The 22,584-nt window shown below is 33.8% G+C and carries 23 protein-coding genes; 10 read left to right on the top strand and 13 right to left on the bottom strand.

Going from position 1 to position 22,584, the window contains the following annotated elements; translation table 11 throughout:
* Positions 1 to 28: 28 nt before the first annotated feature.
* From AC5ZCW_RS04675 to AC5ZCW_RS04650, 6 genes are all read left to right on the top strand, one after another.
* Positions 29 to 1,009, top strand: a complete 981-nt coding sequence (locus tag AC5ZCW_RS04675) for a PorP/SprF family type IX secretion system membrane protein (RefSeq protein ID WP_281634337.1) — start codon at positions 29 to 31, stop codon at positions 1,007 to 1,009.
* A gap of 157 nt (positions 1,010 to 1,166) precedes the next feature.
* Positions 1,167 to 2,354 (top strand): phosphoglycerate kinase, encoded by a 1,188-nt coding sequence (locus tag AC5ZCW_RS04670; protein WP_496118247.1) that lies wholly within the window; start codon positions 1,167 to 1,169, stop codon positions 2,352 to 2,354.
* A 110-nt stretch (positions 2,355 to 2,464) separates the two neighbouring features.
* Complete coding sequence (locus AC5ZCW_RS04665) at positions 2,465 to 4,279, top strand: LysM peptidoglycan-binding domain-containing protein (protein ID WP_496118245.1); 1,815 nt, start codon at positions 2,465 to 2,467, stop codon at positions 4,277 to 4,279.
* A 47-nt stretch (positions 4,280 to 4,326) separates the two neighbouring features.
* On the top strand, positions 4,327 to 5,295 hold the full coding sequence (locus AC5ZCW_RS04660; RefSeq protein ID WP_496118243.1) for a DUF4837 family protein: 969 nt from the start codon (positions 4,327 to 4,329) through the stop codon (positions 5,293 to 5,295).
* Positions 5,296 to 5,473: 178 nt separating this feature from the next.
* Complete coding sequence (locus tag AC5ZCW_RS04655; RefSeq protein WP_496118242.1) at positions 5,474 to 6,115, top strand: DUF1579 domain-containing protein; 642 nt, start codon at positions 5,474 to 5,476, stop codon at positions 6,113 to 6,115.
* Positions 6,116 to 6,278: 163 nt separating this feature from the next.
* Complete coding sequence (locus AC5ZCW_RS04650) at positions 6,279 to 6,725, top strand: GNAT family N-acetyltransferase (RefSeq protein WP_496118241.1); 447 nt, start codon at positions 6,279 to 6,281, stop codon at positions 6,723 to 6,725.
* Between the two features lie 99 nt (positions 6,726 to 6,824).
* Here AC5ZCW_RS04650 and AC5ZCW_RS04645 read toward each other — a convergent pair whose 3' ends face one another.
* The 4 genes from AC5ZCW_RS04645 to rnpA form a co-directional block, all read right to left on the bottom strand.
* Positions 6,825 to 7,628: an OmpA family protein gene (locus AC5ZCW_RS04645; protein ID WP_496118240.1), complete on the bottom strand. Its 804-nt coding sequence runs from the start codon at positions 7,626 to 7,628 to the stop codon at positions 6,825 to 6,827.
* Between the two features lie 3 nt (positions 7,629 to 7,631).
* Entirely contained in the window at positions 7,632 to 9,269 is a 1,638-nt protein-coding gene (locus tag AC5ZCW_RS04640; protein ID WP_496118239.1) for a S41 family peptidase, read from the bottom strand.
* Positions 9,270 to 9,271: 2 nt separating this feature from the next.
* On the bottom strand, positions 9,272 to 10,117 hold the full coding sequence (locus AC5ZCW_RS04635) for a DUF4349 domain-containing protein (protein ID WP_496118238.1): 846 nt from the start codon (positions 10,115 to 10,117) through the stop codon (positions 9,272 to 9,274).
* 70 nt (positions 10,118 to 10,187) lie between these two features.
* Positions 10,188 to 10,592: a ribonuclease P protein component gene (rnpA, locus tag AC5ZCW_RS04630; protein ID WP_496118237.1), complete on the bottom strand. Its 405-nt coding sequence runs from the start codon at positions 10,590 to 10,592 to the stop codon at positions 10,188 to 10,190.
* Positions 10,593 to 10,717: 125 nt separating this feature from the next.
* Between rnpA and AC5ZCW_RS04625 the strand changes: the two genes are divergently transcribed.
* From AC5ZCW_RS04625 to AC5ZCW_RS04615, 3 genes are all read left to right on the top strand, one after another.
* Positions 10,718 to 11,464, top strand: coding sequence for a lysophospholipid acyltransferase family protein (locus AC5ZCW_RS04625; protein WP_263523694.1), 747 nt, complete (start codon positions 10,718 to 10,720; stop codon positions 11,462 to 11,464).
* Positions 11,465 to 11,509: 45 nt separating this feature from the next.
* On the top strand, positions 11,510 to 12,505 hold the full coding sequence (locus tag AC5ZCW_RS04620) for an acyl-ACP desaturase (RefSeq protein ID WP_177211555.1): 996 nt from the start codon (positions 11,510 to 11,512) through the stop codon (positions 12,503 to 12,505).
* Positions 12,506 to 12,653: 148 nt separating this feature from the next.
* Positions 12,654 to 13,307 carry an HD domain-containing protein gene (locus AC5ZCW_RS04615; protein WP_343540774.1) on the top strand — a complete coding sequence of 218 codons (654 nt, stop codon included), beginning with the start codon at positions 12,654 to 12,656 and terminating at the stop codon, positions 13,305 to 13,307.
* A 322-nt stretch (positions 13,308 to 13,629) separates the two neighbouring features.
* Here AC5ZCW_RS04615 and AC5ZCW_RS04610 read toward each other — a convergent pair whose 3' ends face one another.
* The 6 genes from AC5ZCW_RS04610 to AC5ZCW_RS04585 all read right to left on the bottom strand — a co-directional run bounded on the left by AC5ZCW_RS04610 (position 13,630) and on the right by AC5ZCW_RS04585 (position 18,148).
* Positions 13,630 to 14,556, bottom strand: a complete 927-nt coding sequence (locus tag AC5ZCW_RS04610) for an alpha/beta fold hydrolase (protein WP_496118236.1) — start codon at positions 14,554 to 14,556, stop codon at positions 13,630 to 13,632.
* Between the two features lie 61 nt (positions 14,557 to 14,617).
* The gene (locus AC5ZCW_RS04605; protein ID WP_281634324.1) at positions 14,618 to 14,740 is read right to left on the bottom strand and encodes a hypothetical protein; all 123 of its coding nucleotides are present in this window, start codon (positions 14,738 to 14,740) and stop codon (positions 14,618 to 14,620) included.
* A gap of 168 nt (positions 14,741 to 14,908) precedes the next feature.
* Positions 14,909 to 15,034 (bottom strand): FeoB-associated Cys-rich membrane protein, encoded by a 126-nt coding sequence (locus AC5ZCW_RS04600; RefSeq protein WP_201999258.1) that lies wholly within the window; start codon positions 15,032 to 15,034, stop codon positions 14,909 to 14,911.
* A 6-nt stretch (positions 15,035 to 15,040) separates the two neighbouring features.
* Complete coding sequence (feoB, locus tag AC5ZCW_RS04595; protein ID WP_496118235.1) at positions 15,041 to 17,140, bottom strand: ferrous iron transport protein B; 2,100 nt, start codon at positions 17,138 to 17,140, stop codon at positions 15,041 to 15,043.
* Entirely contained in the window at positions 17,140 to 17,379 is a 240-nt protein-coding gene (locus tag AC5ZCW_RS04590; protein WP_177211560.1) for a FeoA family protein, read from the bottom strand. Before AC5ZCW_RS04590 ends, feoB begins: the two co-directional genes overlap by 1 nt.
* Before the next feature lie 103 nt (positions 17,380 to 17,482).
* A complete protein-coding gene (locus tag AC5ZCW_RS04585) occupies positions 17,483 to 18,148 on the bottom strand; it encodes an SCO family protein (protein WP_354592192.1) in 666 nt (221 codons plus the stop codon).
* 226 nt (positions 18,149 to 18,374) lie between these two features.
* Between AC5ZCW_RS04585 and AC5ZCW_RS04580 the strand changes: the two genes are divergently transcribed.
* Positions 18,375 to 20,432, top strand: a complete 2,058-nt coding sequence (locus AC5ZCW_RS04580) for a M13 family metallopeptidase (RefSeq protein ID WP_496118234.1) — start codon at positions 18,375 to 18,377, stop codon at positions 20,430 to 20,432.
* Between the two features lie 265 nt (positions 20,433 to 20,697).
* On the opposite strand, the gene AC5ZCW_RS04575 is transcribed toward AC5ZCW_RS04580, so the two are convergent.
* The 3 genes from AC5ZCW_RS04575 to hemB are packed head-to-tail and all read right to left on the bottom strand — an operon-like array spanning position 20,698 to position 22,446.
* Complete coding sequence (locus AC5ZCW_RS04575; protein WP_496118233.1) at positions 20,698 to 21,096, bottom strand: c-type cytochrome; 399 nt, start codon at positions 21,094 to 21,096, stop codon at positions 20,698 to 20,700.
* Between the two features lie 11 nt (positions 21,097 to 21,107).
* Positions 21,108 to 21,449: a cupin domain-containing protein gene (locus AC5ZCW_RS04570; RefSeq protein ID WP_343540786.1), complete on the bottom strand. Its 342-nt coding sequence runs from the start codon at positions 21,447 to 21,449 to the stop codon at positions 21,108 to 21,110.
* Between the two features lies 1 nt (position 21,450).
* Positions 21,451 to 22,446 carry a porphobilinogen synthase gene (hemB, locus tag AC5ZCW_RS04565; protein WP_496118232.1) on the bottom strand — a complete coding sequence of 332 codons (996 nt, stop codon included), beginning with the start codon at positions 22,444 to 22,446 and terminating at the stop codon, positions 21,451 to 21,453.
* Positions 22,447 to 22,584: the final 138 nt, after the last annotated feature.

Below are 22,584 nucleotides of genomic sequence, written 5' to 3'. Positions count from 1 at the left end.
AATGATGTTATCTAAAAAAATTAATACAATGAAAAAGTTTATTTTATCCTTAGTACTCATGGCTGTAACAACAAGTTACAGCCAAGAGTTAAACCTACCAGTGTTTACCCAGTATTTAGCTGATAACCCTTTTATTCTTTCTCCTGCGTATGCTGGTATTGGAGATAATCTCCGTATTAGAGCCAACGGTTTGACACAGTGGGTCGGAATTAAAGATGCACCAGACAACCAATCATTGTATGCAGATTTTCGTCTATTAGATCGTTCGGGTGTTGGTATTTCATTGTATAATGATAGCAACGGTAATACAAGACAAACAGGAGCAAAAGTTTCTTTTGCACACCACTTGATTTTAGATTATCGTACAGAACAGTATTTATCTTTTGGTATCTCTTATAACTTTAATAGTTTCCGTATCGAAACGGGAAATTTTAATGACGGTAGTAACGGAAATCCGCCAGTTGGTGGACAACAGCCAACAGACAATCGCTATAGTGCTAACAATAACTTCGATATTAGTGCTTTGTATCGTAACAGAGGTTTTTATTTAAGTTTCAATGCCAATAACGTATTAAAAAAGAATATTAGTCTTGAGAGAGTAAATGAACCCGATCTTTTATCAAATTTTCAAGTATACACAGGATTTACTTTTAAAGATGCGGAAAACAGACGTATCGAATACGAACCATCAGTTTTCTTGCAATACTTTGCAAGTGATCAGCGTTCTACAACCGATTTTAACTTCAAGTACAGACGTTATAATCGTTACGAAGATTATTATTGGATTGGAGTTTCATATCGTTTCTTAAATGACCAGTTCCCAAAACCTTTGGCAATGGGACCAATGGCTGGTTTTATGAAATCTAAATTCTATTTTGCATACTCTTATCAATTGATGTTTAATGGTCTTGGAAGCTACAATTCAGGAACGCATTCTATCACAATCGGATTCGATTTCTTGCAATCTATCAGTAACTGTCCTTGTACACAAAGTCCCGTTCGAGATTAAACAAGTAATTTTATCATTTTTGAGAATAAATTTGTTTATTTTCATAAATTACAACGTTTTCGTTTTTATTGTTCGATTATTTTTGCTTTTTTGAAATTTAGACTACTGTAAAAGTTCTATATTTGTTATTCTTTCAAAAAATTAAAAAAATTAGCAGATGAAAACTTTAAACGATTTCGATTTTAAAAATAAAAAAGCAATTATCCGTGTTGACTTCAACGTGCCATTGGATGAAAATTTTAATGTAACAGATACGACACGTATTGAGGCTGCAAAACCAACAATCGATACTATTTTAGCACAAGGCGGAAGCGTGATTTTAATGTCACACCTTGGAAGACCAAAAGGAGCAGAAGAGAAATACTCTCTAAAACATATTCTAAAAACAGCTTCTGATATTTTAGGAGTTCAAGTAAAATTTGCTGAAAACTGCGTTGGAGAACCAGCTCAGACTGCGGCAAAAGATTTAAAACCAGGCGAAGTTCTTTTATTAGAAAATTTACGTTTTCATGCTGAAGAAGAAGCAGGAGATGTAGCTTTCGCTAAAGAATTAGCTTCTCTTGGAGATATTTATGTAAACGATGCATTTGGTACTGCTCACAGAGCACACGCATCGACTACAATTATTGCACAGTTTTTTCCAAACGATAAATGTTTCGGAACATTATTGGCAAAAGAAATTGACAGTTTAAATAAAGTTCTTAAAAACAGTGAAAAACCTGTAACTGCTGTTCTTGGAGGTTCTAAAGTTTCTTCTAAAATCACTGTTATCGAAAATATCTTAGATAAAGTAGATCACATGATTATTGGAGGAGGAATGACTTTTACTTTCATTAAAGCTCAAGGCGGAAAAATTGGTGAGTCTATCTGCGAAGATGACAAACTAGATCTAGCTCTTGAAATTTTGAGATTAGCAAAAGAAAAAAATGTTCAGGTTCATATTCCTGTTGATGTTATTGCTGCAGACGATTTCTCAAACAATGCAAACACGAAGGTTGTAGATGTAACTGCAATTCCTGACGGATGGCAAGGTTTAGATGCAGGTCCAAAATCTCTAGAAAACTTCAAAAAAGTAATTTTAGAGTCAAAAACAATTCTTTGGAATGGTCCATTGGGAGTTTTTGAGATGGAAACGTTCTCTAAAGGAACAATCGCATTAGGAGATTATATCGCAGAAGCTACAGCAAATGGAGCATTTTCATTAGTTGGTGGTGGAGATTCTGTTGCAGCAGTAAAACAGTTCGGATTTGAAGATAAAATGAGCTACGTTTCCACTGGTGGCGGGGCTATGCTAGAAATGTTAGAAGGAAGAGTTTTACCTGGAATCGCTGCGATTTTAGACTAAAAAATCACAATTAACATTTTTTTAAACACTTTTCTTCGATAAAGGGCTTAGATTTGCAAAAATACAACTCTTGTAATTGTTTGAATTACAGAATTTTAAAAAAATGTTATATGATTGTAAAGAAATTATCGTTAGTGGTTTCGGCTTTCTTTTCGTTAGCTGTCTGTGCGCAAGAAACGGCAAAGACAGATATAGAACTGAAACCAGAGGTTAAACTTTCATATTTAGATTCTATTAAAAGCACATTCAAAAAGAACGATCTTGCTACAAAAGTAGATAGTCTTTGGATGAACGAATTAGTAAGTCTCGATATTTATGATGATCTGACCAAGGACATTCAAACCATCAATAAGGATGTTACTGTTGATGAAGAACTTCCAACCGAACTGCTAAAGCAGCGTTTGGCGGCGATGAATGAGAAATCACCTTTTGAGATACAATACAATCAAGGTTTAGAAAATATAATAAAGTCATTTCTTAAGAATCGTAAAAAATCGTTTTCTCGATTAATGGCTTTATCAGAATATTATTTCCCAATTTTTGAGGATGCTTTTGCCAAACAAAATGTTCCTCTAGAGATAAAATATTTAGCCGTTGTAGAATCTGCTTTAAATCCTAAAGCAGTTTCTAAAATGGGCGCTACGGGACTTTGGCAGTTTATGTACGGAACCGGAAAACAATACGCTTTAAAAATCGATTCTTATATCGACGAAAGAAGTGATCCTCTTAAAGCTACAGCTGCAGCATCTGAGTATATGACCAAAATGTTTAATATTTTTGGCGACTGGGAACTGGTTTTAGCTTCTTACAACTCAGGTCCAGGAAATGTTACCAAAGCAATTCGTCGTTCTGGCGGAAAAACAAAATACTGGGACATTCGTAATTATCTTCCAAAAGAAACTCAAGGTTACGTACCAGCTTTCTTAGCAACAATGTACCTTTTTGAATATCACAAAGAACACGGAATTAATCCAGAAAGAGCTGTAGTCAAAAACTTTGAAACCGATACAGTAGCAGTCAAAAATCAAATGTCTTTCAAACAGATTGCCGATTTATTAGACATGCCACAATCTCAGATTCAGCTTTTAAATCCGTCGTATAAAATGGGTGTTGTGCCTTTTTACCAAGGAGAACAGCATTTTATACGTCTTCCAAAAGATAAAGTAGCAACATTTGTTTCAAACGAAGAACAAATTTATGCTTACGTAAAATACGACAAAGAGTTTAGAGCAACATCATCTAGATTAGCTGTAAAGTATGCTCCTAAAGCAAAACCTGCTGTTGCAAAACCTGCAGCGGTTGAAAGCGGTGATTTCGAATTTTATAAAGTTAGAAAAGGAGATAATTTAGGCGCAATTGCATCTAAATATAATGTTAGCATCAGCGAGTTGAAAAAATGGAATAATCTGAAAACAAATGCTGTTGCTATTGGAAGAAGTCTAAAGATTAAATCTGAAGAAGAAGTTCCAGTTAAAACTACTCCTATCATAGACAGAAAAGAAGAAGCAATCGCTTCTGCTGATGAAAAAAATAAGCCAACAGCGGTAGATATGGACTATGTTGTGGTAGCTGGAGATAATTTAGGCAGTATTGCAAAGAAATTCGGTACGACTATTGCGGAGTTAAAAGAACTTAATAATTTAACTTCAAATAATATTGGTTTAGGAAAAACACTGATTATTTCTAAAGCAGCAATAGTTATAGAAGAGCCTGTTTCGACAGCAATTGCATCAAACTCGGTTGATTCATTCAAGAAAAAAGCACCTTCTAAAAATGTAAGTGAAGATTATTACGTTAAAAAAGGAGATTCTTTATACAGCATTTCTAAAAAATATCCTGGAGTAACAATTTCAGATATTAAAAAATGGAACGGCATTAAAGATGAAGATATTAAACCGGGAATGAAACTTAAAATAAACGGATAAATAGAATAATCTTATTAAATTTGGGTTTTATTTCATAAATTAAAAAAATGAATAAAACCCATTTTTTATTGCTATTAGTTCCATTTTTCCTGACTTCTTGTTTTAAAAGTGAAAAACAAAGTGAACCAGTTTCAGGAAAAACCAACACCATCTCTGTCATTATTGACGATCAGTTATGGTATGGAGAAGTAGGTGATAGCATCAGAAATAAATTTGCCTCTCCTGTTCTTGGACTTACCCAAGAAGAGCCTCTTTTTACCATAAATCAATATCCCGCCAGATTGCTAGAAGGATTTGTTACAGACAGCCGAAGCATTATTGTGGTAAAAAAAGCCGCAGCTGATAAATTCGAAATCATTCGAAGCAAAACATTGCCTCACAATACTTTTCGCATTTACGGAAAGTCGGTAGACGATATTATCTGCAGTATCGAATTGAATTCAGCGCAGATTATAAAAATAATTCACGACGCCGAAATTGAAAAAATTCAGGAAGATAACAGCACTTCGTTGTTAAATAAGGCAATTATTAAAAACAAATTCCATATTAATATTCAGATTCCATCAGGATATGAATATATGCTGCATAAAAAGAAATTCATCTGGCTTAAAAAAGAAATCATAAGCGGTAACACCAGTTTACTAATTTATCAGATTCCACTAACTAATTTCAAGAAGAAAAAAGACGTTGTAAACGCCATTGTCAAAATGCGTGATTCAATCGGTAAATATATTCAAGGACGTGAACCCAATACGCAAATGATTACCAGTGAAGCATACGCTCCTTATTTCTCAAAAAGAACTTTAGATAATAAAACGGCTTTCGAAACAAAAGGAACGTGGGAATTGAAAAACGATTTTATGTCGGGTCCCTTTATCAATTATGCCATATTAGACGAAACTTTCAATCGTGTTTTGGTTATAGAAGGGTTCTGTTATTCGCCTTCACATCAAGAACGTGATCTAATGTTAGAACTTGAAGCCATTATAAAAACGGTTAAAATCGACAAAAGATAGGGTTTCAAGTTTCATAACGTATTTAATAGTTCTCAAAGATTAATAGCGTTCTTTGCGCAAAAACTTTACGAGTTTTGCGGTTTAATTAGTCTAGCTTATCAACTTGAAACCTCAAACTTCAAACTTGAAACAAATTTTTTCGTACTTTTATTCATAACAAACATAAAAACAAATAGTTATGAAAAAGTTAACCGCAACCTTAGCAATAATAACCTTGTGTTTTATTTCTTGTAAAAAAGAAGTGAAAGAAGAAACTACAACCTCAGTAGCAACAGATTCTGTTAAAACTGAAGAACCTGTTACTGAAGCGCCATTAGATTCTGCCGCACAAATGAAGGCTTGGCAAGAATATGCAACTCCTAGTAATCCGCATAAAATGCTGGCTGATGAAGTTGGAACTTGGAATTGCGATATGACATTTTGGTCTGATGCAAATGCAAAACCTGAAAAAGAAACTTCTGTAGCCGAAATCAAAATGATTTTGGGCGGACGCTTTCAAGAAGCAACTTATAAAGGAACTATGATGGGGCAGCCATTTGAAGGCAAAGGCACAGTGGGCTATAATAATGCGAGTAAAGAATACATCTCCACATTTATTGATAACATGGGAACGGGAATGATGGTTGGTAGAGGAAAGTATAATGAAAGCACAAAGAGTGTAGAATATGACGGAGAAATGGCCGATCCAGTAACAGCAAAAAACACCAAGTATAGAGAAGTTTACACCGTTGTAGATGCTAAGACCCGAAAAATGGAAATGTTCGATACAAAAAACGGAACCGAATATAAAAGCATGGAAATTATAATGACCAAAAAATAAATTTTCTATTTAGATACAAAGAAACAAAGGCGCAAAGGCACAAAGTTTTATTTCTATGAGATATAACTTTGTGTCTTTTTTGATTTCTATAAGAAACTTTAGCGCAATAAAAAAATAATATAACTTAGCGCCTTCGTGCCTTCGTGGCAAAAAATAAACAAGAATGGAATTAAAATGGAAAATAAAGCCTTTTGAGGCATTAAATGTTCATGAGTTATATGATTTACTCAAACTAAGAAGTGAAATCTTTGTCGTAGAGCAAAACTGCGTTTATTTAGACCTTGATGGCAAAGACAAGAAAGCGTTACACTTAATAGGAGAGTTTGAAGATAAAATCGTGGCCTATTCACGCTTATTTGACGCTGGAATTAGTTTTGATAATGCTTCTATCGGAAGAGTAGTTGTAGACGCCAATTACAGAGATAGAAAATGGGGACATGAACTAATGCAAGAAGCCATAGTTGGAATTAAATCTAATTTTGGAAAAGATAAAATTACCATTGGAGCGCAATTATATTTGAAGAAATTCTACGAAAGCCACGGTTTTGCTCAAACCAGCGAAATGTATCTTGAAGATGATATTCCGCATATAGAGATGATTCGAGAATGATTAAAAAATGAAATAAATCCGAAAGGATTTTTAGCATATTCCAAGCAGCAAAAAACTTAGAACCTTAGCAGCTTAGTATCTTAGAATCTTTAAAAAAAACTAGATTTTAGTAATCACAAACTCCACCCGCCGATCATAATTATCACCTTTTCCTAACGGATATCGATTGCCGCATCCAATATACGTCATACGGCTTTTGGAGATTTTTTTAGACATTAAATAGTGAAAAACCGTTTTGGCACGATTCCAGGAAAGTCTTCTTTCTTTTGTATCTCTATCAATTCCGTCACTGTAAATTTCTGGCGTGCAACAGACATGGCCTCTGATCTCAAAATTGAGAGTTCTATGTTTTTGAAGTGTTACTGCAATTTTATCCAGTTCTTTTTTAGAAGTGCTGGTTAGTTTGGCGCTTCCAATATCAAATAGAATAGATTCGAGATAAACTTTGTCACCAACTTTTAGATTGTCTTTGAAAGAAGTATAAACACCTTTTCCAAAACTATTTTTCTTAACAACGATTAAATCAACCCGCCGATTTCGGAGACGTGTCTCATACAGATTCTCTACCGTATCTGCTTTTACGACAACACGCCCTTTTCCTTCAAGAATGACGATTTTACTTTGTTTGAATCCTTTCCCGACCAATAGATTCTGAATCGTATTAGCCCGATCGTTAGACAATCTAAAGTTATACTCATCGTTTCCGCGATCATCACAATAGCCATAAATCTGTATAGACTCAACTTTTGCTGTGTCTATGTTTTTTATAAAGTTTGAAACAACAGTAATTTGTTTATCTGTCAGATCATACCTGTCAAATTCAAAATAAATAGTTTCAACAGGTTTTTGCTGTGCCGTTACTGTATAAAATGAAAAAAGAGTCAGGGCTAAAGTTATCTTCATTCACTACATTTTTAAAATCGTCTTATATTCTGTTTGGTTATTTAATACGCCAACTGCTCTTTTAATTTCTGAATTGTTTTTTAAATAATACTGGTACAAACCTTCCTGATATTGATATCTTTTAATCAACTCTTCCAAAATCATGTTTTTAATTTCTTTTTGATTTTTGTCCAGTAAAGTAGTTTCGCTTTTTTCTAAAGCATTTAACAATTGCTGATATTCGGCAGTAATGGTCTCGTCTATTTTTTCTTTTTTAGCTGCTGCTAAAGTGTTTTTTAAAGCCACTTCGGTTTCTGTATCGAAAGTGATTTTGTTAGTTTTTAAGTATTGCTTGAACGCAGTATAATCGGCATCAGTCAAAGTCGGAATCTTATCACCCAGATTTGGATTTTTGTAATAATACGTTGTTGCATAATCAAAAACACCATCGTTTTTAATTAAAGCAGTTGCAATAGCACTTGTTTTAGTTTCTTCCAATTCAATATCTGGTAAAACACCTCCGCCATCATAAACCGTTCTTCCTTTTCTGGTTTTAAAAGCATTGAAATTTTTAGCATCAGTTTTCTGAGCCACACCATTTTTATCTTTATGTGCGTAATCCAAAGCCTGAATACATCTTCCAGAAGGCGTATAATATCTAGAAATAGTAACTTTCAATTGCGTTCCATAAGTTAAATCAACAGAACGCTGAACCAAACCTTTTCCAAAACTTCTGCTTCCTAAAATAACGGCACGATCCAAATCTTGCAAAGCGCCCGAAACAATTTCAGAAGCCGAAGCACTTCTTCCATTCACTAAAATTGCCAACGGAATTTCGGTGTCAACAGGTTCTTTCTGTGTTTTATAAGTATTGTTGTGTTTTTCAATTCGCGATTTAGTTGTCACGATTACTTCGTTTTTTGGAACAAATAAATTACAGATATCAATTGCTTCATTCAATAATCCTCCAGGATTTCCTCTTAAATCCAAAACAATCTGTTTGGCTCCATCGGCTTTTAATTTCTCAAGAGCATCTTTAACTTCAGCTGAAGCTTTTCTGCTAAAATGAGCCAAAACAATATATCCTGTTTTATCATCAATTTTTCCGTAAAAAGGAACCGATTTAATATCGACTTCATCCAAAACTAAAACCGTAGTACTTGGTTTTCCCTGACGAAGATATTTGATGTTGATTTTAGTGTTTTTTGTTCCTTTCAATAATTGAGAAGCGTCGTCTTTAAAATCAGCAATCAAGACATCACCAATCTGAATGATTTCGTCACCGGCTTTTAATCCTGCTTTGTCTGCGGGATAATTTTTATAAGGTTCGCGTACAACTAAGCGGTCATTTTTTCTAGAAATCAAAGCACCGATTCCGGTATATTCTCCAGTATTATTGATTTTGAAGTTAACTACATCTTGTTCGTTAAAATAAACCGTGTACGGATCTAAACTTCCCAACATACTCTTAATGGCTTTATCCATCAAATCACCAGGATTGGTTTCGTCGACATAATTGGTATTTACGGCTTTAAACAAAGTCGTAAAAATCTCGATCTGTTTGGCAATTTCAAAAAAGTCTTCTCTAAAACTGGTTCCAACAAACAACATTCCCGCCGCAGCGACTGGTATAATAAATTTCTTCTTGAAATACGGATACATGATTATTCTTTTTTTCTTCTTTTAAATCTTCTTCTTATAAAATAGGCAAATACAACAAATAAAATTACAAACGGCCAAGCGCTTAATAAAGAAATTAATAAATCGGATAAAGTATAAAATCCCGATTTAACGGCGTTCCAAAGTTTGGAGCCGTATGATATTTTAACGCCTTCTTTTTCGGCAATAGTTTTATAAAACTCTATTGTGATCGTGCTTTCAGAAACACGACTTTCTAAGTATTTTAATTGACCTTCTTTAGCCTCTATTTCTTCTCGAATAGTTGAAATTTGTTGTTCAATTTCTAAAATCTCACTGACTTTGTTCGCTTTCTTTAAAATTTCAAGATAACGTTCCTCCAGTTTTTTCTTTGTTTTTAATCTTGAAGTAAGATCTAGGTACTGTTCTGTTACATCCTCAGCAGATATGTTTTTAACTTCAAAATAAGAAACCCCTTTAGAAACGTCATTTATAAAACGGTCAAAATTCTGGCTTGGTACCTTTACAATAAGATTTCTAAAGACAGTTCCATAATCTTTACCCTCAGAATCATTTATGATTCTAGCTTTGTTGCTTGAAACAGCTTTTTGAACTTGATTAAAAGTATTTTCAAGATTATCGGTTTCAAACCGTAAAGTGGCTTCCTTTATTATCTTTTGCTCAATTTCTTGTTTGACTTTTGGAGGCGGTGGTGCTTTAGCGGGATCTGCGTCATAAGAAGATGCTTCTGCTTTTGCAGGAAGTTTTACCGCTGCAATAGAAATATTTTCTTCATTTGGAGCAGAAGATTTACTACAGCTAGAAAGAATAAAAACAAAAACGAAAATAGATAAAAAGAAAAGTTGACGCATAAAATTTCAATTTAGAGCTAAAACTACGATTTTTTTGTCTAACTTGATTAATAATCTTACGTTTTGAAATTTACGCTTCAGTTTTCGTATCAGAATCTTGCGGTTTGTTGATTTGAGCTGAAAATTTCTCAAATAACTGAATCATTTTGGTATTGATTTCTTCGTAAGATAAACGGTCTTTGGTCTGATAAAAAAGCATTATCGAATAGGGCTGATCCATGTTATCCAAAAGCAAATGTTTGTTCAAACGATACGTTTCTCTTAAAACCCTTTTGAAGTAATTGCGGTCAACAGCTTTCTTGAAATATTTCTTAGATACCGAAACACCAATTTTGGTTTGTTCTTCTGAATTTTCTTCCGCTTGACGGTAAACCAAACGAAGCGGATATTTAGATACCGATTTTCCTTCAGAAAACAGTAAACCAATTGTCGTTTTGCTTTTTAAACGCTCGTTTTTAGGGTAAGTAAAGTTCATTTAATTCAGAAAAAATTTGCAAATTCTAGTGCAAAGGTACAATTAAACCATAAAAACAGTTATTGTTTTCAATTTTAATAAGTCTAAAAATTTATTTACTACTTTTGCGCATTAATTTTTGAAGCATGGAAAAAATTATTTCTTATCCAATATCGGTAATTTATTATTTATTATTTGGTTTATGTTTGGCTGTTTTTCATCCAATTCAGTGGATTTGTTTAAATGTTTTTGGTTACCAGGCTCACAAAAAAAGTGTTGATTATTTAAATTTCTGCCTTTTAAAATGTACAAATCTTGTCGGGACAAGATACACAATTGAAGGCGTGGACACGGTTCCGAAGGGTGCGCCAATTATTTTTGTGGCAAATCATCAAAGTATGTACGATATCGTGGCAATGATTTGGTACTTTAGACGTTTTCATTGTAAATTTGTAAGTAAGAAGGAGTTAGGCAGCGGAATTCCGAGTGTTTCTTATAATTTGAAATACGGAGGATCTGTCTTAATTGACCGAAAAGACCCTAAACAAGCAATACCCGTTATTAAAGGCTTGTCTGAATATATCGAAAAAAACACAAGATCTGCCGTTATTTTCCCAGAAGGGACAAGAAGTAAAACGGGAGTACCAAAAGAATTTGCGCAAAGCGGTTTAAAAATTTTATGCAAATATGCACCATCTGCGTATGTTGTACCGGTAAGTATCAATAATTCTTGGAAAATGGTAAAATTTGGTTTTTTTCCTGTTGGTTTAGGAAATCACCTCAAATTTACAGCTCATAAAGCTTTGGCTGTTAAAGATTACAAGTTCGAAGAACTGATGGAGATAACTGAAAAAGCAGTTAAAGAAGGAATAAATGAATATAAACAGGTTTAAGTTTTAGTCCGAGCTAAAATGTACAACCCAAATCTATAATAAGTAATGTCTATAAAAAACATTAGATTAGAAGTAATGCAGTTTTTGGAAAAAAACGTGGATAGCTTCGTGGAACAGTATTTAATTCCAGTGGAAAAAATTTGGCAACCGTCGGATTTCTTACCAGATTCTCAAGGAGAAAACTTCTTTGAAGAGGTAAAAGAATTACGTGAGATTGCTAAAGAACTTCCGTACGATTTCTGGGTTACACTTGTTGGTGATACCATCACAGAGGAAGCATTGCCTACATATGAGTCATGGTTAATGGATGTTGAAGGAATAGATCAGCAGGAAGAAGGCCAAGGAAACGGTTGGGCCAAATGGGTGAGACAATGGACTGGAGAAGAAAACCGTCACGGAGATCTTTTAAATAAATACTTGTATTTGTCTGGTCGTGTAAACATGCGTGAAATCGAAATGACTACACAGCATTTAATCAATGATGGTTTTGATATTGGAACTGGAACTGACCCGTACAAAAACTTTGTATACACTAGTTTTCAGGAATTAGCAACTTATGTTTCGCACAATAGAGTAGCGCAGATGGCTAAGAAATTTGGAGATAACAAGTTGTCTAAAATGTGTAAAATGATTGCAGGTGATGAAATGCGTCACCACCATGCATACAGCGAATTTGTAACTAGAATTTTCCAAGTAGATCCTAGCGAAATGATGTTGGCTTTTCAATACATGATGAAGCAGAAAATTGTTATGCCAGCTCATTTCTTGAGAGAATCTGGTCAAAAAATAAGCACAGCTTTCGAACAGTTTTCTGATTCTGCACAACGTATTGGAGTTTACACTGCAAATGATTATGTTGAAATTATGCAGAAATTAATCAACAAATGGGAGATAGATAAAATCTCTAATTTGACTGATGAAGCTGAAAAAGCACGTGACTATTTAATGAAATTGCCTGCAAGAATGGCTAAAATTTCTGAAAGAATCGTTATTCCACAAGAATCGCATATCTTTAAATGGGTTGAACCAGCTAGACTTTAAAATTTTAGATTTTAGAATGGAGATTTCAGATTCTTAATTGGAATGTGGAATTTTAGATTTTTAAAATTTGAATAAATTATATTTGTTGATTGTTGAAGATTTAAATCTTTGGCAATCAACTTTTTTTATAAACCGTAAAAACTTCACTATGAGCGACGCAGCATTAATTATTAAAACCATTGCTTTTGTAAAAGAAAAATTAAACGATGCCGAAGGAGGCCACGACTGGTTTCATATTGAACGTGTTTATAAAAATGCACTATTGATTGCAAAGGAAACAGAATGCGATCTTACAGTTGTACAATTAGGAGCCTTATTGCACGATATAGCCGATAGTAAATTTCATAACGGAGATGAAACTATTGGGCCAAAAACAGCCAGAGCGTTTTTAGAAGCTGAAAATGTTTCTGAAGATATAATTGTTCATGTAGTCAATATCATTGAAAATATCTCTTATAAAGGTGGAAATTTCGAAAAAAAATTCTCTTCTCTCGAATTGGATATTGTGCAAGATGCAGATCGTCTAGATGCCATTGGCGCTATTGGTGTTGCTAGAGCGTTTAATTATGGCGGATTTAAGAATAGAGCTTTATACAATCCAGAAATTGCTCCTGTAACGAATATGACAAAGGAGGAGTACAAAAAGAACAGCGCTCCAACTATTAATCATTTCTACGAAAAGCTTTTACTTTTAAAAGACAAGATGAATACTGAAAAGGGAAAAGAAATCGCTGCCGAGAGACATCGTTTTATGGAAACTTTCCTTGCCCAATTTTACGCAGAATGGGAAGGGTTGAAGTAAGATCATTTAATTTATAAAAAAAAAGCGACTCTAGATATAGAGTCGCTTTTTTTATAAGTGTTTAAATTATTTGTTAAAGATTTATAATTTGGATCAAAACCACATTAAATGCGAAATGATTTTATCTCTAGCTATTTCTCTTTTTTCAAATTTTGTCATTTTGGATAACTTTAGAATATATCAAAAGTATTTTTATAAGAAATTGACTTCTTAATGAAATCGGTTTTTAAATTATTTGAATAAGATATTTTTTTCTTTAAGGTTCAATCTTTTTTTTTCAATCTTAACAGAAGTCATTGATCTTGATTCTTTGATTTTTTCTTTATCTAACTTTCTTAGCAAATGTCTGGATTGTGTTTTTAAACTCTTTATTTTGTTCGTAATACAAAATATGTCCGCCGTTGATAATCTTAATTTCTTGGTTTGGGAATTTAAACAGGCGATAATGTTCTGGACCAATATTGTTGTCTTTTGTTCCTGAAATTATAAGTGTTGGAACTTTAATCGAAGCTGTTTCTTTTGTAAAATCACTAAAATATAACGGGCCACTTAACGCATGCTGCGCAAATGAAGAGTTTCTTTTTTCACTGTTATCAATGCTGTCCAGTTTTTCAACAGTTGCTCTATTATCAGAAAGCATTTTATAATCTAGATCTGCCTTTTTAATTTGCTGTTTAGCTTCAAAAAAAGTACTTAGAATTGAATCCTTACTTTTTACTGTAAAATCTTTTCCTAGAGTTTTACCCATAAAAGCGATTTGATTAAGCAGAGAATCATTTATATCCAATGTAGCATTCAATAGAATTAAGCCTTTTACATGCTGTGGATATTTTTCGGCATATTTAGTAGCTAAAATTCCTCCGAAAGAATGCCCGATTACAAATACTTTATCCGTTTTAAGATGAATTCGAATTTCTTCAATATCATCAATCATTCTATCCATGCTATAATTGTTGTCTACAGGAGATCCGGATCTACCGCAACCTCTTTGGTCGAAATAACACATAGTTAGTTTATCTTCTAACACATTTCCGCCAAATTCTTCAAAAGACTTGCTCCATGCGCCTGGACCGCCATGCACAAAAATACAAGCATCACCTTTTCCTGAAACTTTCAGAAATAGAGAAACTCCATCAGATGTTAGAAAAGTTTTATTTGAATCTTGTTTTGCATCTGTTTTTGTTTGGGAAATTCCGCTTTGAGCAAAACATAAAAATAGAAAGAAAAGAAAAGGAGTTTTTGGATTCATTTTAAAGTTTTTTCTGCTGTTTTAATGGGATAAAATTATAATTAAATCAGCAGAGAAAAAACTAATGATTGTTTTTCATTGAAAAATAGGTAATAATCATTGCGCAGAAAAAACCTATTGTAAACCACAGTAATCGAGCAACTCTATTGTCTCGAATTACTTCCATTCTATCTTCTGGTGTCATCTTGAATAAATTTTATAGTCAAAAATAATCTTAGAAAAGACACCAATAAGCTATTTTAAGTTTTTAAAACAATAGAATAGGACATTTTCACTCATAAAAAAAAGCCGTTCAAAATGAACAGCTTTTTACTTTGTACCTATGAACCTTTGCTCCTTTGGCCCTTTTTAATTACGAACATCCGCAATCAGTTCCGCCTCCACAGTCTTTTTTCTTTTTCGATTTAAAAAAGAACTTTTTAATCAAAAAAACAACTGCAAATCCTAATATGGCAAAGGCTATTATTTCCTGAAACATAACTTTTTATTTTAAAAGTTGATACGCAATTAATGCGGTAATATAAGCGAGACCGCTCATGAAGACCAACTGCATTGCTGGCCATTTCCATGAATTGGTTTCTTTTTTGGTAATCGCCAATGTACTGGCGCATTGCATTGCAAAAGCATAAAATAGCAATAAAGAGATTCCGGTTGCAAAGTCAAATACTTTCTTTCCGGTATCTGGACGAATCTCTGCTTGCATTTTGCTTTTTATGGTCGATTCGTTATCTGTATCTCCAACACTATAAATGGTTGCCAATGTTCCTACGAAAACCTCACGTGCAGCAAATGAACTAATTAAGGCAATTCCGATTTTCCAATCGTAGCCTAAAGGCTGAATAGCTGGTTCGATCGCTCTTCCCATTAATCCAATGTAAGAATTCTCTAGCTTTTGAGAATTAACTTCGTTTTCAAATTGAGTTTCATCCAAAGTAGTATTGGCAAATCTTTCTTTAACAATTGTTTCGGCTTCATTAAATTCTTTTCCAGGACCGTAAGAAGCCAAAAACCATAAAATAACCGATATTGCCAAGATAATTTTTCCTGCACCAACAACAAATGCTTTTGTTTTTTCTACAACATTGATTCCCACATTCTTTAAAAGTGGCATTTTATAACTTGGCATCTCAACAACAAAATATGTTTTTGATTCTAGTTTTAAAACCTTATTCAAAATGTAAGCCGATAAAATGGCCATAAAGAACCCTAAAACATAAAGAGACATAAGGGTTAACCCTTGAAGATTTAATACTCCAAAAATTCTTTTGCTCGGAATAACCAACGAGATAATAATCGCATAAACAGGTAACCTTGCTGAACAAGTTGTGAATGGCGTTACTAAAATGGTGATTAAACGTTCTTTCCAGTTTTCGATATTTCGAGTTGCCATAATTGCTGGAATCGCACAAGCAGTTCCTGAAATTAAAGGCACGACGCTTTTTCCTGAAAGTCCAAATCGGCGCATGATTTTATCCATTAAGAATACAACACGGCTCATATAACCGCTTTCTTCTAAAATCGAAATAAATAAAAATAAAAAGGCAATCTGCGGAATAAAAATAATAACACCGCCAATTCCCGGAATAATTCCCTGCGAAAGCAAATCTGTCAAAATACCGCTTGGAAGTTCTTCGGCAACCCAGCTGCTTAAAGAAGCAAAAGTGCTGTCAATGAAATCCATTGGAATAGTAGACCAGCTGAAAATCGATTGGAAAATCAAAAATAAAATGGCAAAGAAAATAACGTAGCCAAAAACTTTATGCGTTAAAACACGATCTAATTTGGCACGAATATCTTTCGCCATCGTAGCATCAATCTTTAAACCATCTTTTAAAACATCATTGATAAACTGATATCTTTTGATGGTTTCCTTCTGCTGTAAACGTTTTAATTCGGAGTGCGATTTGGTAAAAGTGCCTCGTATTTCGTTTCGGTCTAAGTTTAAAAAATTAACATCCTGCGTAATTACCAGCCACAATTTATACATTAATTGGTTTGGAAATGCTTTTTGTAATTTTTCAAAATATTCAGGATCAATTACAGAAGCATTCAAACAAGGTTCGTGCGGAATGGCTTTATGAGAAACAATGAGTTCTTTTAATTCTTCAATTCCTAAACCTTTTCTTGAACTTACTAAAGCAATTTTCGTTTTTAGTTTTTCTTCTAAATACGGAATATCCAAAGAAATTCCTTTGCGTTCCATACGATCAGACATATTAATGACCAAAATCGTCGGAATTTCGAGATCTTTTATCTGTGTGTAAATCAGTAAATTTCGTTTCAGATTTTCGACATCTGTTACAACTACTGCTACATCTGGATATAATTTGTCGTTTTTATTTAATAAAAGTTCGATTACTACGCTTTCGTCCATAGAACTGGCGTTCAAACTGTACGTTCCTGGTAAATCTAGAATATTGGCTTTAACATTATTGGGAAGCTTGCAGAAACCCATTTTTTTCTCAACCGTGATTCCAGGGTAATTTCCAACTTGCTGGTTAAGACCTGTTAATTGATTGAAGACAGAGGTTTTTCCGGTATTTGGATTTCCGATAAGGGCAACATTGATATTCTGAACACTCATTACAAATTGGTTTTGATAATTTCTACTTCAATTTCACGAGCTGTTTCAATTCGGATTGCAACATGAGAACCATTAATGTCTAAATATAAAGGATCGCCAAAAGGAGCAACCTGCAATAATTCAACTAAGCTGCCAGGAAGACAACCCATTTCTAATAATTTAAGTGGAATAAGATCGATATCAAAATCTTTGATAATGGCTTTTTCGCCTTTCTTCAGAGTATGTATTGTATTTTGCAAGCTTATTTAGATTGAATTTAGATTGCAAAAGTAGGCAATTATTCTTTATTTCAAGGCATTTAACACTTCGACAAATGCTAAATGTTTCTAAAAATAAGGGATTTTACTCCTGAGAAAGGAATTCGATGTCTTCTAAAAGACGTTTTATGTCTTCTTTGTTTGTTCCGTCATAAAAACCTCTAACGCGGCGTTTTTGATCAACCAAAACAAAATTCTCTGTATGCACCATATCATAAAGCTGATCTGGTCTTCCCATTTTTACAGCTAAGTACGATTTTCTGGCCATTTTGTAGATTTCTTTTTTGTCGCCAGTAACTAAATTCCATTTACTGTCTACAACACCATATTTTATAGCATAAGCTTTTAAAACAGAAACACTGTCTACTTCAGGAAAAACGGTATGCGAAAGGAGCATCACTTTTGGATTGTTTAAAACCGCTTTTTGAACATCAACTAAATTGGTTGACATTTTTGGGCAGATCGATCCGCAGGTTGTAAAGAAGAAATCGGCAACATAGATTTTTCCTTCGTAATTTTTTTGTGTAATCGTATCACCATTTTGATTGATAAAAGAAAAATCGGCAATAGTATGGTATTTGCTTTTATATTGAACTGTACTATCCACCAATTCTGGATTTACATCGGCTGGATTGTAAATCGGAAGCGTTTTTTTAGGTTTCAATGCAGAATAAAACAAAGATATCGTAACAACCGAAAACACTATCAAAACAATGAAAAATTTGCGGTATTTATATAAAAGCGATTTCATAAAAATAATTTGGCGCAAAAATACAAAAAGCAGATTCTAAAAACTTTACTGGATTATTTTTTTAACAGCCTTTTGTAACTTTTGCCAGTATCTGCAGACATATACCTCAATGTTTAAGTTCTATTTGTGAAATTTATCCGTCTTTTTGACTGTACAGTTAGAATTTTAACACAATTTTTGAAATAATAACAATATGTTTGTATTTTCCCTTAAACTATAATTTTTTATGAAAAAACAATTTGCTAAACCTGTGTTTGGTGTGATATCTGCAATGTTTGCAATAACTGCAGCTCAAGCTCAAACAGCGCCAAAAGAGCCAGGTATTAATGTATCTTATATGGATACGAAAATCAGCCCAAGTCAGGATTTTTTCAAATATGTGAACGGCACTTGGCTGGATAAAACAGAAATTCCGAGTGACCGAACTACTTGGGGAAGTTTTAATGAATTAATTAAAAGAACCGACAAAGACGTGATGGAGGTTTTAAAAGAAGCTTCTAAAAACCCAAAGTACAAGTCTAATACAGATCAAGGAAAAGCAGTTAACTTATTTAACACTTATCTAGATTCTGTTGGAAGAAATAAAAAAGGAATCGAACCTTTAAAGCCATATCTGAAAAAAATTGATGCAATTAAAAATATTTCTGATGTTCAGAAATATTTGGTTGAAATGGAACAAGAAGGAAACGCAGGTTTTTTCGGAATTTACATTGGAGCTGATGATAAAGACAGTTCTAAAAACTCTGTAAATCTGAGTCCAAGCCAATTAGGACTTTCGGATAAAGATTATTACACTTCTGATGACAAAGATTCTAAAGAGAAACGCGCAAAGTATGAATTGCATGTTGCAAGAATGCTTCAGTTTATTGGAGAATCTCCAGCAAAAGCAAAACAAAGCGCTGCTGAAATTTTAGCTCTTGAAACAGAATTGTCACAGCCAAGATTGAATAGAGTTGAAAGAAGAGACAGCCGTTTGCAATACAACCCAATGACAATTGCCGATCTTCAAAAATTAACTCCAGCTATTAAATGGAATGAATATTTTGCAGGTTTAGGAATTACTAAATTAGATACTGTAATTGTTTCTGAGCCTAAATATATGACAGCTTTGCAAGCTGTTTTCAAAGAAAATAAAGTAGCACAGTGGAAAGAGTACCTGAAATGGGATTTGATTAACAGTGCTGCAGGCAAACTGACAACAGAAATTGATAATGCTAATTTTGATTTCTACAGTAAAACTTTAAGAGGTGCAATAAAACAGCTTCCTGCTGAAGAAAGAGCACTTAATGTGGTTAACGGAAATGTTGGTGAAGCTCTTGGAAAACTTTATGTAGAAAAAGTTTTCCCAGCTGAGGCAAAAAACAAAGCGATAGATATGATTCATAATGTTATTACGGCTTATCAAAATCGTATTAACAATTTAAGCTGGATGTCTAAAGACACTAAAGCTAAAGCAATCGAAAAGCTGAACAAAATAACGATTAAAGTTGGATATCCTGATAAATGGAAAGATTACTCAGCTTTAGAAATTAAAAGCATTGCAGAAGGAGGAAGCTATTTTGAAAACACTAAAAGCTTAGCGCAATGGAGATTTAAGAAAAGCGTAGATAAATTGTCTAAACCAGTTGATAAAACAGAATGGCATATGTCTCCGCAAACTGTAAATGCTTATTACAATCCATCTTATAACGAAATTGTATTCCCAGCAGCAATCTTACAGCCGCCTTTCTACAATTATCAAGCTGATGAAGCTGTTAATTATGGTGGAATTGGTGCAGTAATCGGGCACGAGATTTCTCATGGTTTTGATGATTCTGGAGCACGTTACAATGCTGAAGGAAATTTAGTGGATTGGTGGACAGAAGATGATTTAAAACAGTTTACAGCTTTAGGAAATGATTTAGCAAATCAATATAGTGCTCTTGAGCCATTGCCAGGTATTCATGTTGATGGTCATTTTACATTAGGCGAAAATATTGGAGATTTGGGTGGAATTAACGCAGCATTTGATGGTCTGCAGTTGTATTTGAAACAACATGGAAATCCAGGTTTAATCGACGGATTTACTCCAGAACAGCGTTTCTTTATTTCTTGGGCTACCGTTTGGAGAACAAAATCTAGAGATGAAGCAATCAAAAATCAAGTAAAAACAGATCCGCACTCACCGGGAATGTACAGAGCTTATGTGCCAATTCAAAATGTTGATGCTTTTTACAAAGCTTTTGATATTAAGAAAGGTGATAAAATGTACGTTGAACCAGAAAAACGAGTTAAAATCTGGTAATATATTTTAATGATAAAAAAAGGAGGTTCCGATATTCGGAACCTCCTTTTTTTTGCTTTACTATTTTTAGATAATCAAACGATGTTCCGTAGGAACATTTCATCGGTAGAAAAAAAATATTGGCGCCCCGTTTTTTACGTTCCGTAGGAACGTTTGATTTTGACGTAAATTTTAACAATGCAGCATATCAAACGTTCCTATGGAACGTAAATGCTAAATAACATCATTTTCTACCGATGAAATGTTCCTACGGAACATCGTGTGATTATTTTAACTGACTGTAAATGTAACTTTCTATTGCTTTTAATTCTTCATCAGACATGGCCTGTGTTATAGCAAAATTGGTTTTCATAACCTCAAACTGACTGGGATCAACAATTGGTTCTGCATTTCCTTTCAGGAAGGTAACGATATTGCCATTTTTGTCTTTATAGATTTTGGCAATTTCTTTAATGCTTGGCCCAACTACTTTTTGATCTGGCTGATGGCATGCAAAACAATTTCCAGTTCCTTCAAAAAGCTGTTTTCCTAACTCTTCTGGACTTTTGGCTTTCGCCGATTCTCCTTCAGAAACAGATTCGGTTGCTGTGTTTGTTGATTCAGAAGTTTCTTTTTTGCAAGAAGCAAATGCTAAAACAGCAGAAAGGAATAATATCTTTTTCATGTTTTTAGATTTTATTCAATTGTAATTCGGTCGTTATTTGTTGATGGCTGTGATATCACTAAAAAATCCAATTGTTCTTGGCTTTCATTGGCAATATAATGTTGCGTTTTTGCCTCAATCAATAAACCTTGATTTGAATTTACAATTTCAGTTTTTTCTCCATGATAAAAAGTTGCAGTGCCTTTTAGAATAAAAAAGAATTGCTGTGCATGATTATGAAAATGCAATTTTTCTTTGGTTCCGCTTGGCATGCTTTCTTGTTTAACAGATAAACCTTCAGTATCTGCCAAAATCCAGCTGTCGCAATTATCTCCCCATAAATAATGAGAAGCATTTTGTTTATCGACAATCATTTTATTTGTTTAATAAAATTGCCGCTTCTTTTGCGAAGTATGTCGAAATAAGATTGGCACCCGAACGTTTGATGCACATTAATTGTTCCATCATAATTTTATCGTGATCGAGCCAACCTCTTTCAGATGCCGCTTTAATCATAGCATATTCTCCAGAAACCTGATAAACGGTTACAGGAACATGTACGGTATTTTTTATTTCGCGAACAATATCCAAATAAGCAATTCCTGGTTTTACCATAACCATATCTGCACCTTCTTCTACATCTGATAAAGCTTCTTTGATCGCTTCGATACGATTCGCATAATCCATTTGGTATGTTTTTTTGTCTTTTGGAACCACAACATCAGCTTCTCTTGGAGCCGAATCTAAAGCATCTCTAAATGGACCATAAAAAGCAGAAGCATATTTAGCAGAATAACTCATAATTCCAACATTCTGAAACCCTGCCGCATCCAAACCTTCGCGAAGGCGTAAAACGCGTCCGTCCATCATATCACTTGGCGCAACAAAATCGGCACCAGCTTCTGCGTGCGAAACGGCCATTTTTACCAAAGCATCAACTGTACTGTCGTTTTCTACGTCACCATTTGTTATGATTCCGTCATGACCGTAAATAGAATATGGATCTAATGCAACATCTGGCATAACGATCATTTCTGGACAAGCTGCTTTTATGGCACGAATTGCTTGCTGCATTAATCCGTTAGCATTCCAAGCTTCTTTTCCAGTATTGTCTTTTAGGTTTTCGCTAACTTTTACATAAATATTTACGGCGCGAATCCCTAAATCATAAAGTTCTTTTACTTCTTCAACTGTTAAATCTATTGATCTTCTGAAAATTCCCGGCATTGACGGAATTTCGACTTTTACATTTTCTCCTTCAGCAATAAACATTGGAAACATAAAATCCGATGGACTTAAACTGGTTTCACGTACTAAAGAACGAATTGATTCATTTACTCTTAATCTTCTGCCTCTTTGTAATGGGAACATATAAATTTAGATTTTAGATTTTAGATTTCAGATTTTAACCTGAATTATGAAAACAGATTGATAAATCCTTATTCTAAAACTGCAGTTGTTTTTATTTTTTTTGAAGTTTATCTCACTTTTTAATGAGTGGCGCAAAGT

The organism is Flavobacterium sp. PLA-DH12, from assembly GCF_059511845.1.
This window is presented reverse-complemented; position numbering and strand designations above follow the sequence as displayed.

Coding starts and splice junctions, on each gene's coding strand:
- AC5ZCW_RS04670 (WP_496118247.1), top strand. CDS start 1,167: ATGAAAACTTTAAACGATTTCGATTTTAAAAATAAAAAAGCAATTATC.
- AC5ZCW_RS04645 (WP_496118240.1), bottom strand. CDS start 7,628: ATGAAGATAACTTTAGCCCTGACTCTTTTTTCATTTTATACAGTAACG.
- AC5ZCW_RS04575 (WP_496118233.1), bottom strand. CDS start 21,096: ATGAAAAAGATATTATTCCTTTCTGCTGTTTTAGCATTTGCTTCTTGC.
- AC5ZCW_RS04665 (WP_496118245.1), top strand. CDS start 2,465: ATGATTGTAAAGAAATTATCGTTAGTGGTTTCGGCTTTCTTTTCGTTA.
- hemB (WP_496118232.1), bottom strand. CDS start 22,446: ATGTTCCCATTACAAAGAGGCAGAAGATTAAGAGTAAATGAATCAATT.
- rnpA (WP_496118237.1), bottom strand. CDS start 10,592: ATGAACTTTACTTACCCTAAAAACGAGCGTTTAAAAAGCAAAACGACA.
- AC5ZCW_RS04655 (WP_496118242.1), top strand. CDS start 5,474: ATGAAAAAGTTAACCGCAACCTTAGCAATAATAACCTTGTGTTTTATT.
- AC5ZCW_RS04570 (WP_343540786.1), bottom strand. CDS start 21,449: ATGATTGTCGATAAACAAAATGCTTCTCATTATTTATGGGGAGATAAT.
- AC5ZCW_RS04580 (WP_496118234.1), top strand. CDS start 18,375: ATGAAAAAACAATTTGCTAAACCTGTGTTTGGTGTGATATCTGCAATG.
- AC5ZCW_RS04675 (WP_281634337.1), top strand. CDS start 29: ATGAAAAAGTTTATTTTATCCTTAGTACTCATGGCTGTAACAACAAGT.
- AC5ZCW_RS04640 (WP_496118239.1), bottom strand. CDS start 9,269: ATGTATCCGTATTTCAAGAAGAAATTTATTATACCAGTCGCTGCGGCG.
- AC5ZCW_RS04660 (WP_496118243.1), top strand. CDS start 4,327: ATGAATAAAACCCATTTTTTATTGCTATTAGTTCCATTTTTCCTGACT.
- AC5ZCW_RS04610 (WP_496118236.1), bottom strand. CDS start 14,556: ATGAATCCAAAAACTCCTTTTCTTTTCTTTCTATTTTTATGTTTTGCT.
- AC5ZCW_RS04625 (WP_263523694.1), top strand. CDS start 10,718: ATGGAAAAAATTATTTCTTATCCAATATCGGTAATTTATTATTTATTA.
- AC5ZCW_RS04620 (WP_177211555.1), top strand. CDS start 11,510: ATGTCTATAAAAAACATTAGATTAGAAGTAATGCAGTTTTTGGAAAAA.
- AC5ZCW_RS04650 (WP_496118241.1), top strand. CDS start 6,279: ATGGAATTAAAATGGAAAATAAAGCCTTTTGAGGCATTAAATGTTCAT.
- AC5ZCW_RS04635 (WP_496118238.1), bottom strand. CDS start 10,117: ATGCGTCAACTTTTCTTTTTATCTATTTTCGTTTTTGTTTTTATTCTT.
- AC5ZCW_RS04615 (WP_343540774.1), top strand. CDS start 12,654: ATGAGCGACGCAGCATTAATTATTAAAACCATTGCTTTTGTAAAAGAA.
- AC5ZCW_RS04600 (WP_201999258.1), bottom strand. CDS start 15,034: ATGTTTCAGGAAATAATAGCCTTTGCCATATTAGGATTTGCAGTTGTT.
- AC5ZCW_RS04585 (WP_354592192.1), bottom strand. CDS start 18,148: ATGAAATCGCTTTTATATAAATACCGCAAATTTTTCATTGTTTTGATA.
- feoB (WP_496118235.1), bottom strand. CDS start 17,140: ATGAGTGTTCAGAATATCAATGTTGCCCTTATCGGAAATCCAAATACC.
- AC5ZCW_RS04605 (WP_281634324.1), bottom strand. CDS start 14,740: ATGACACCAGAAGATAGAATGGAAGTAATTCGAGACAATAGAGTTGCT.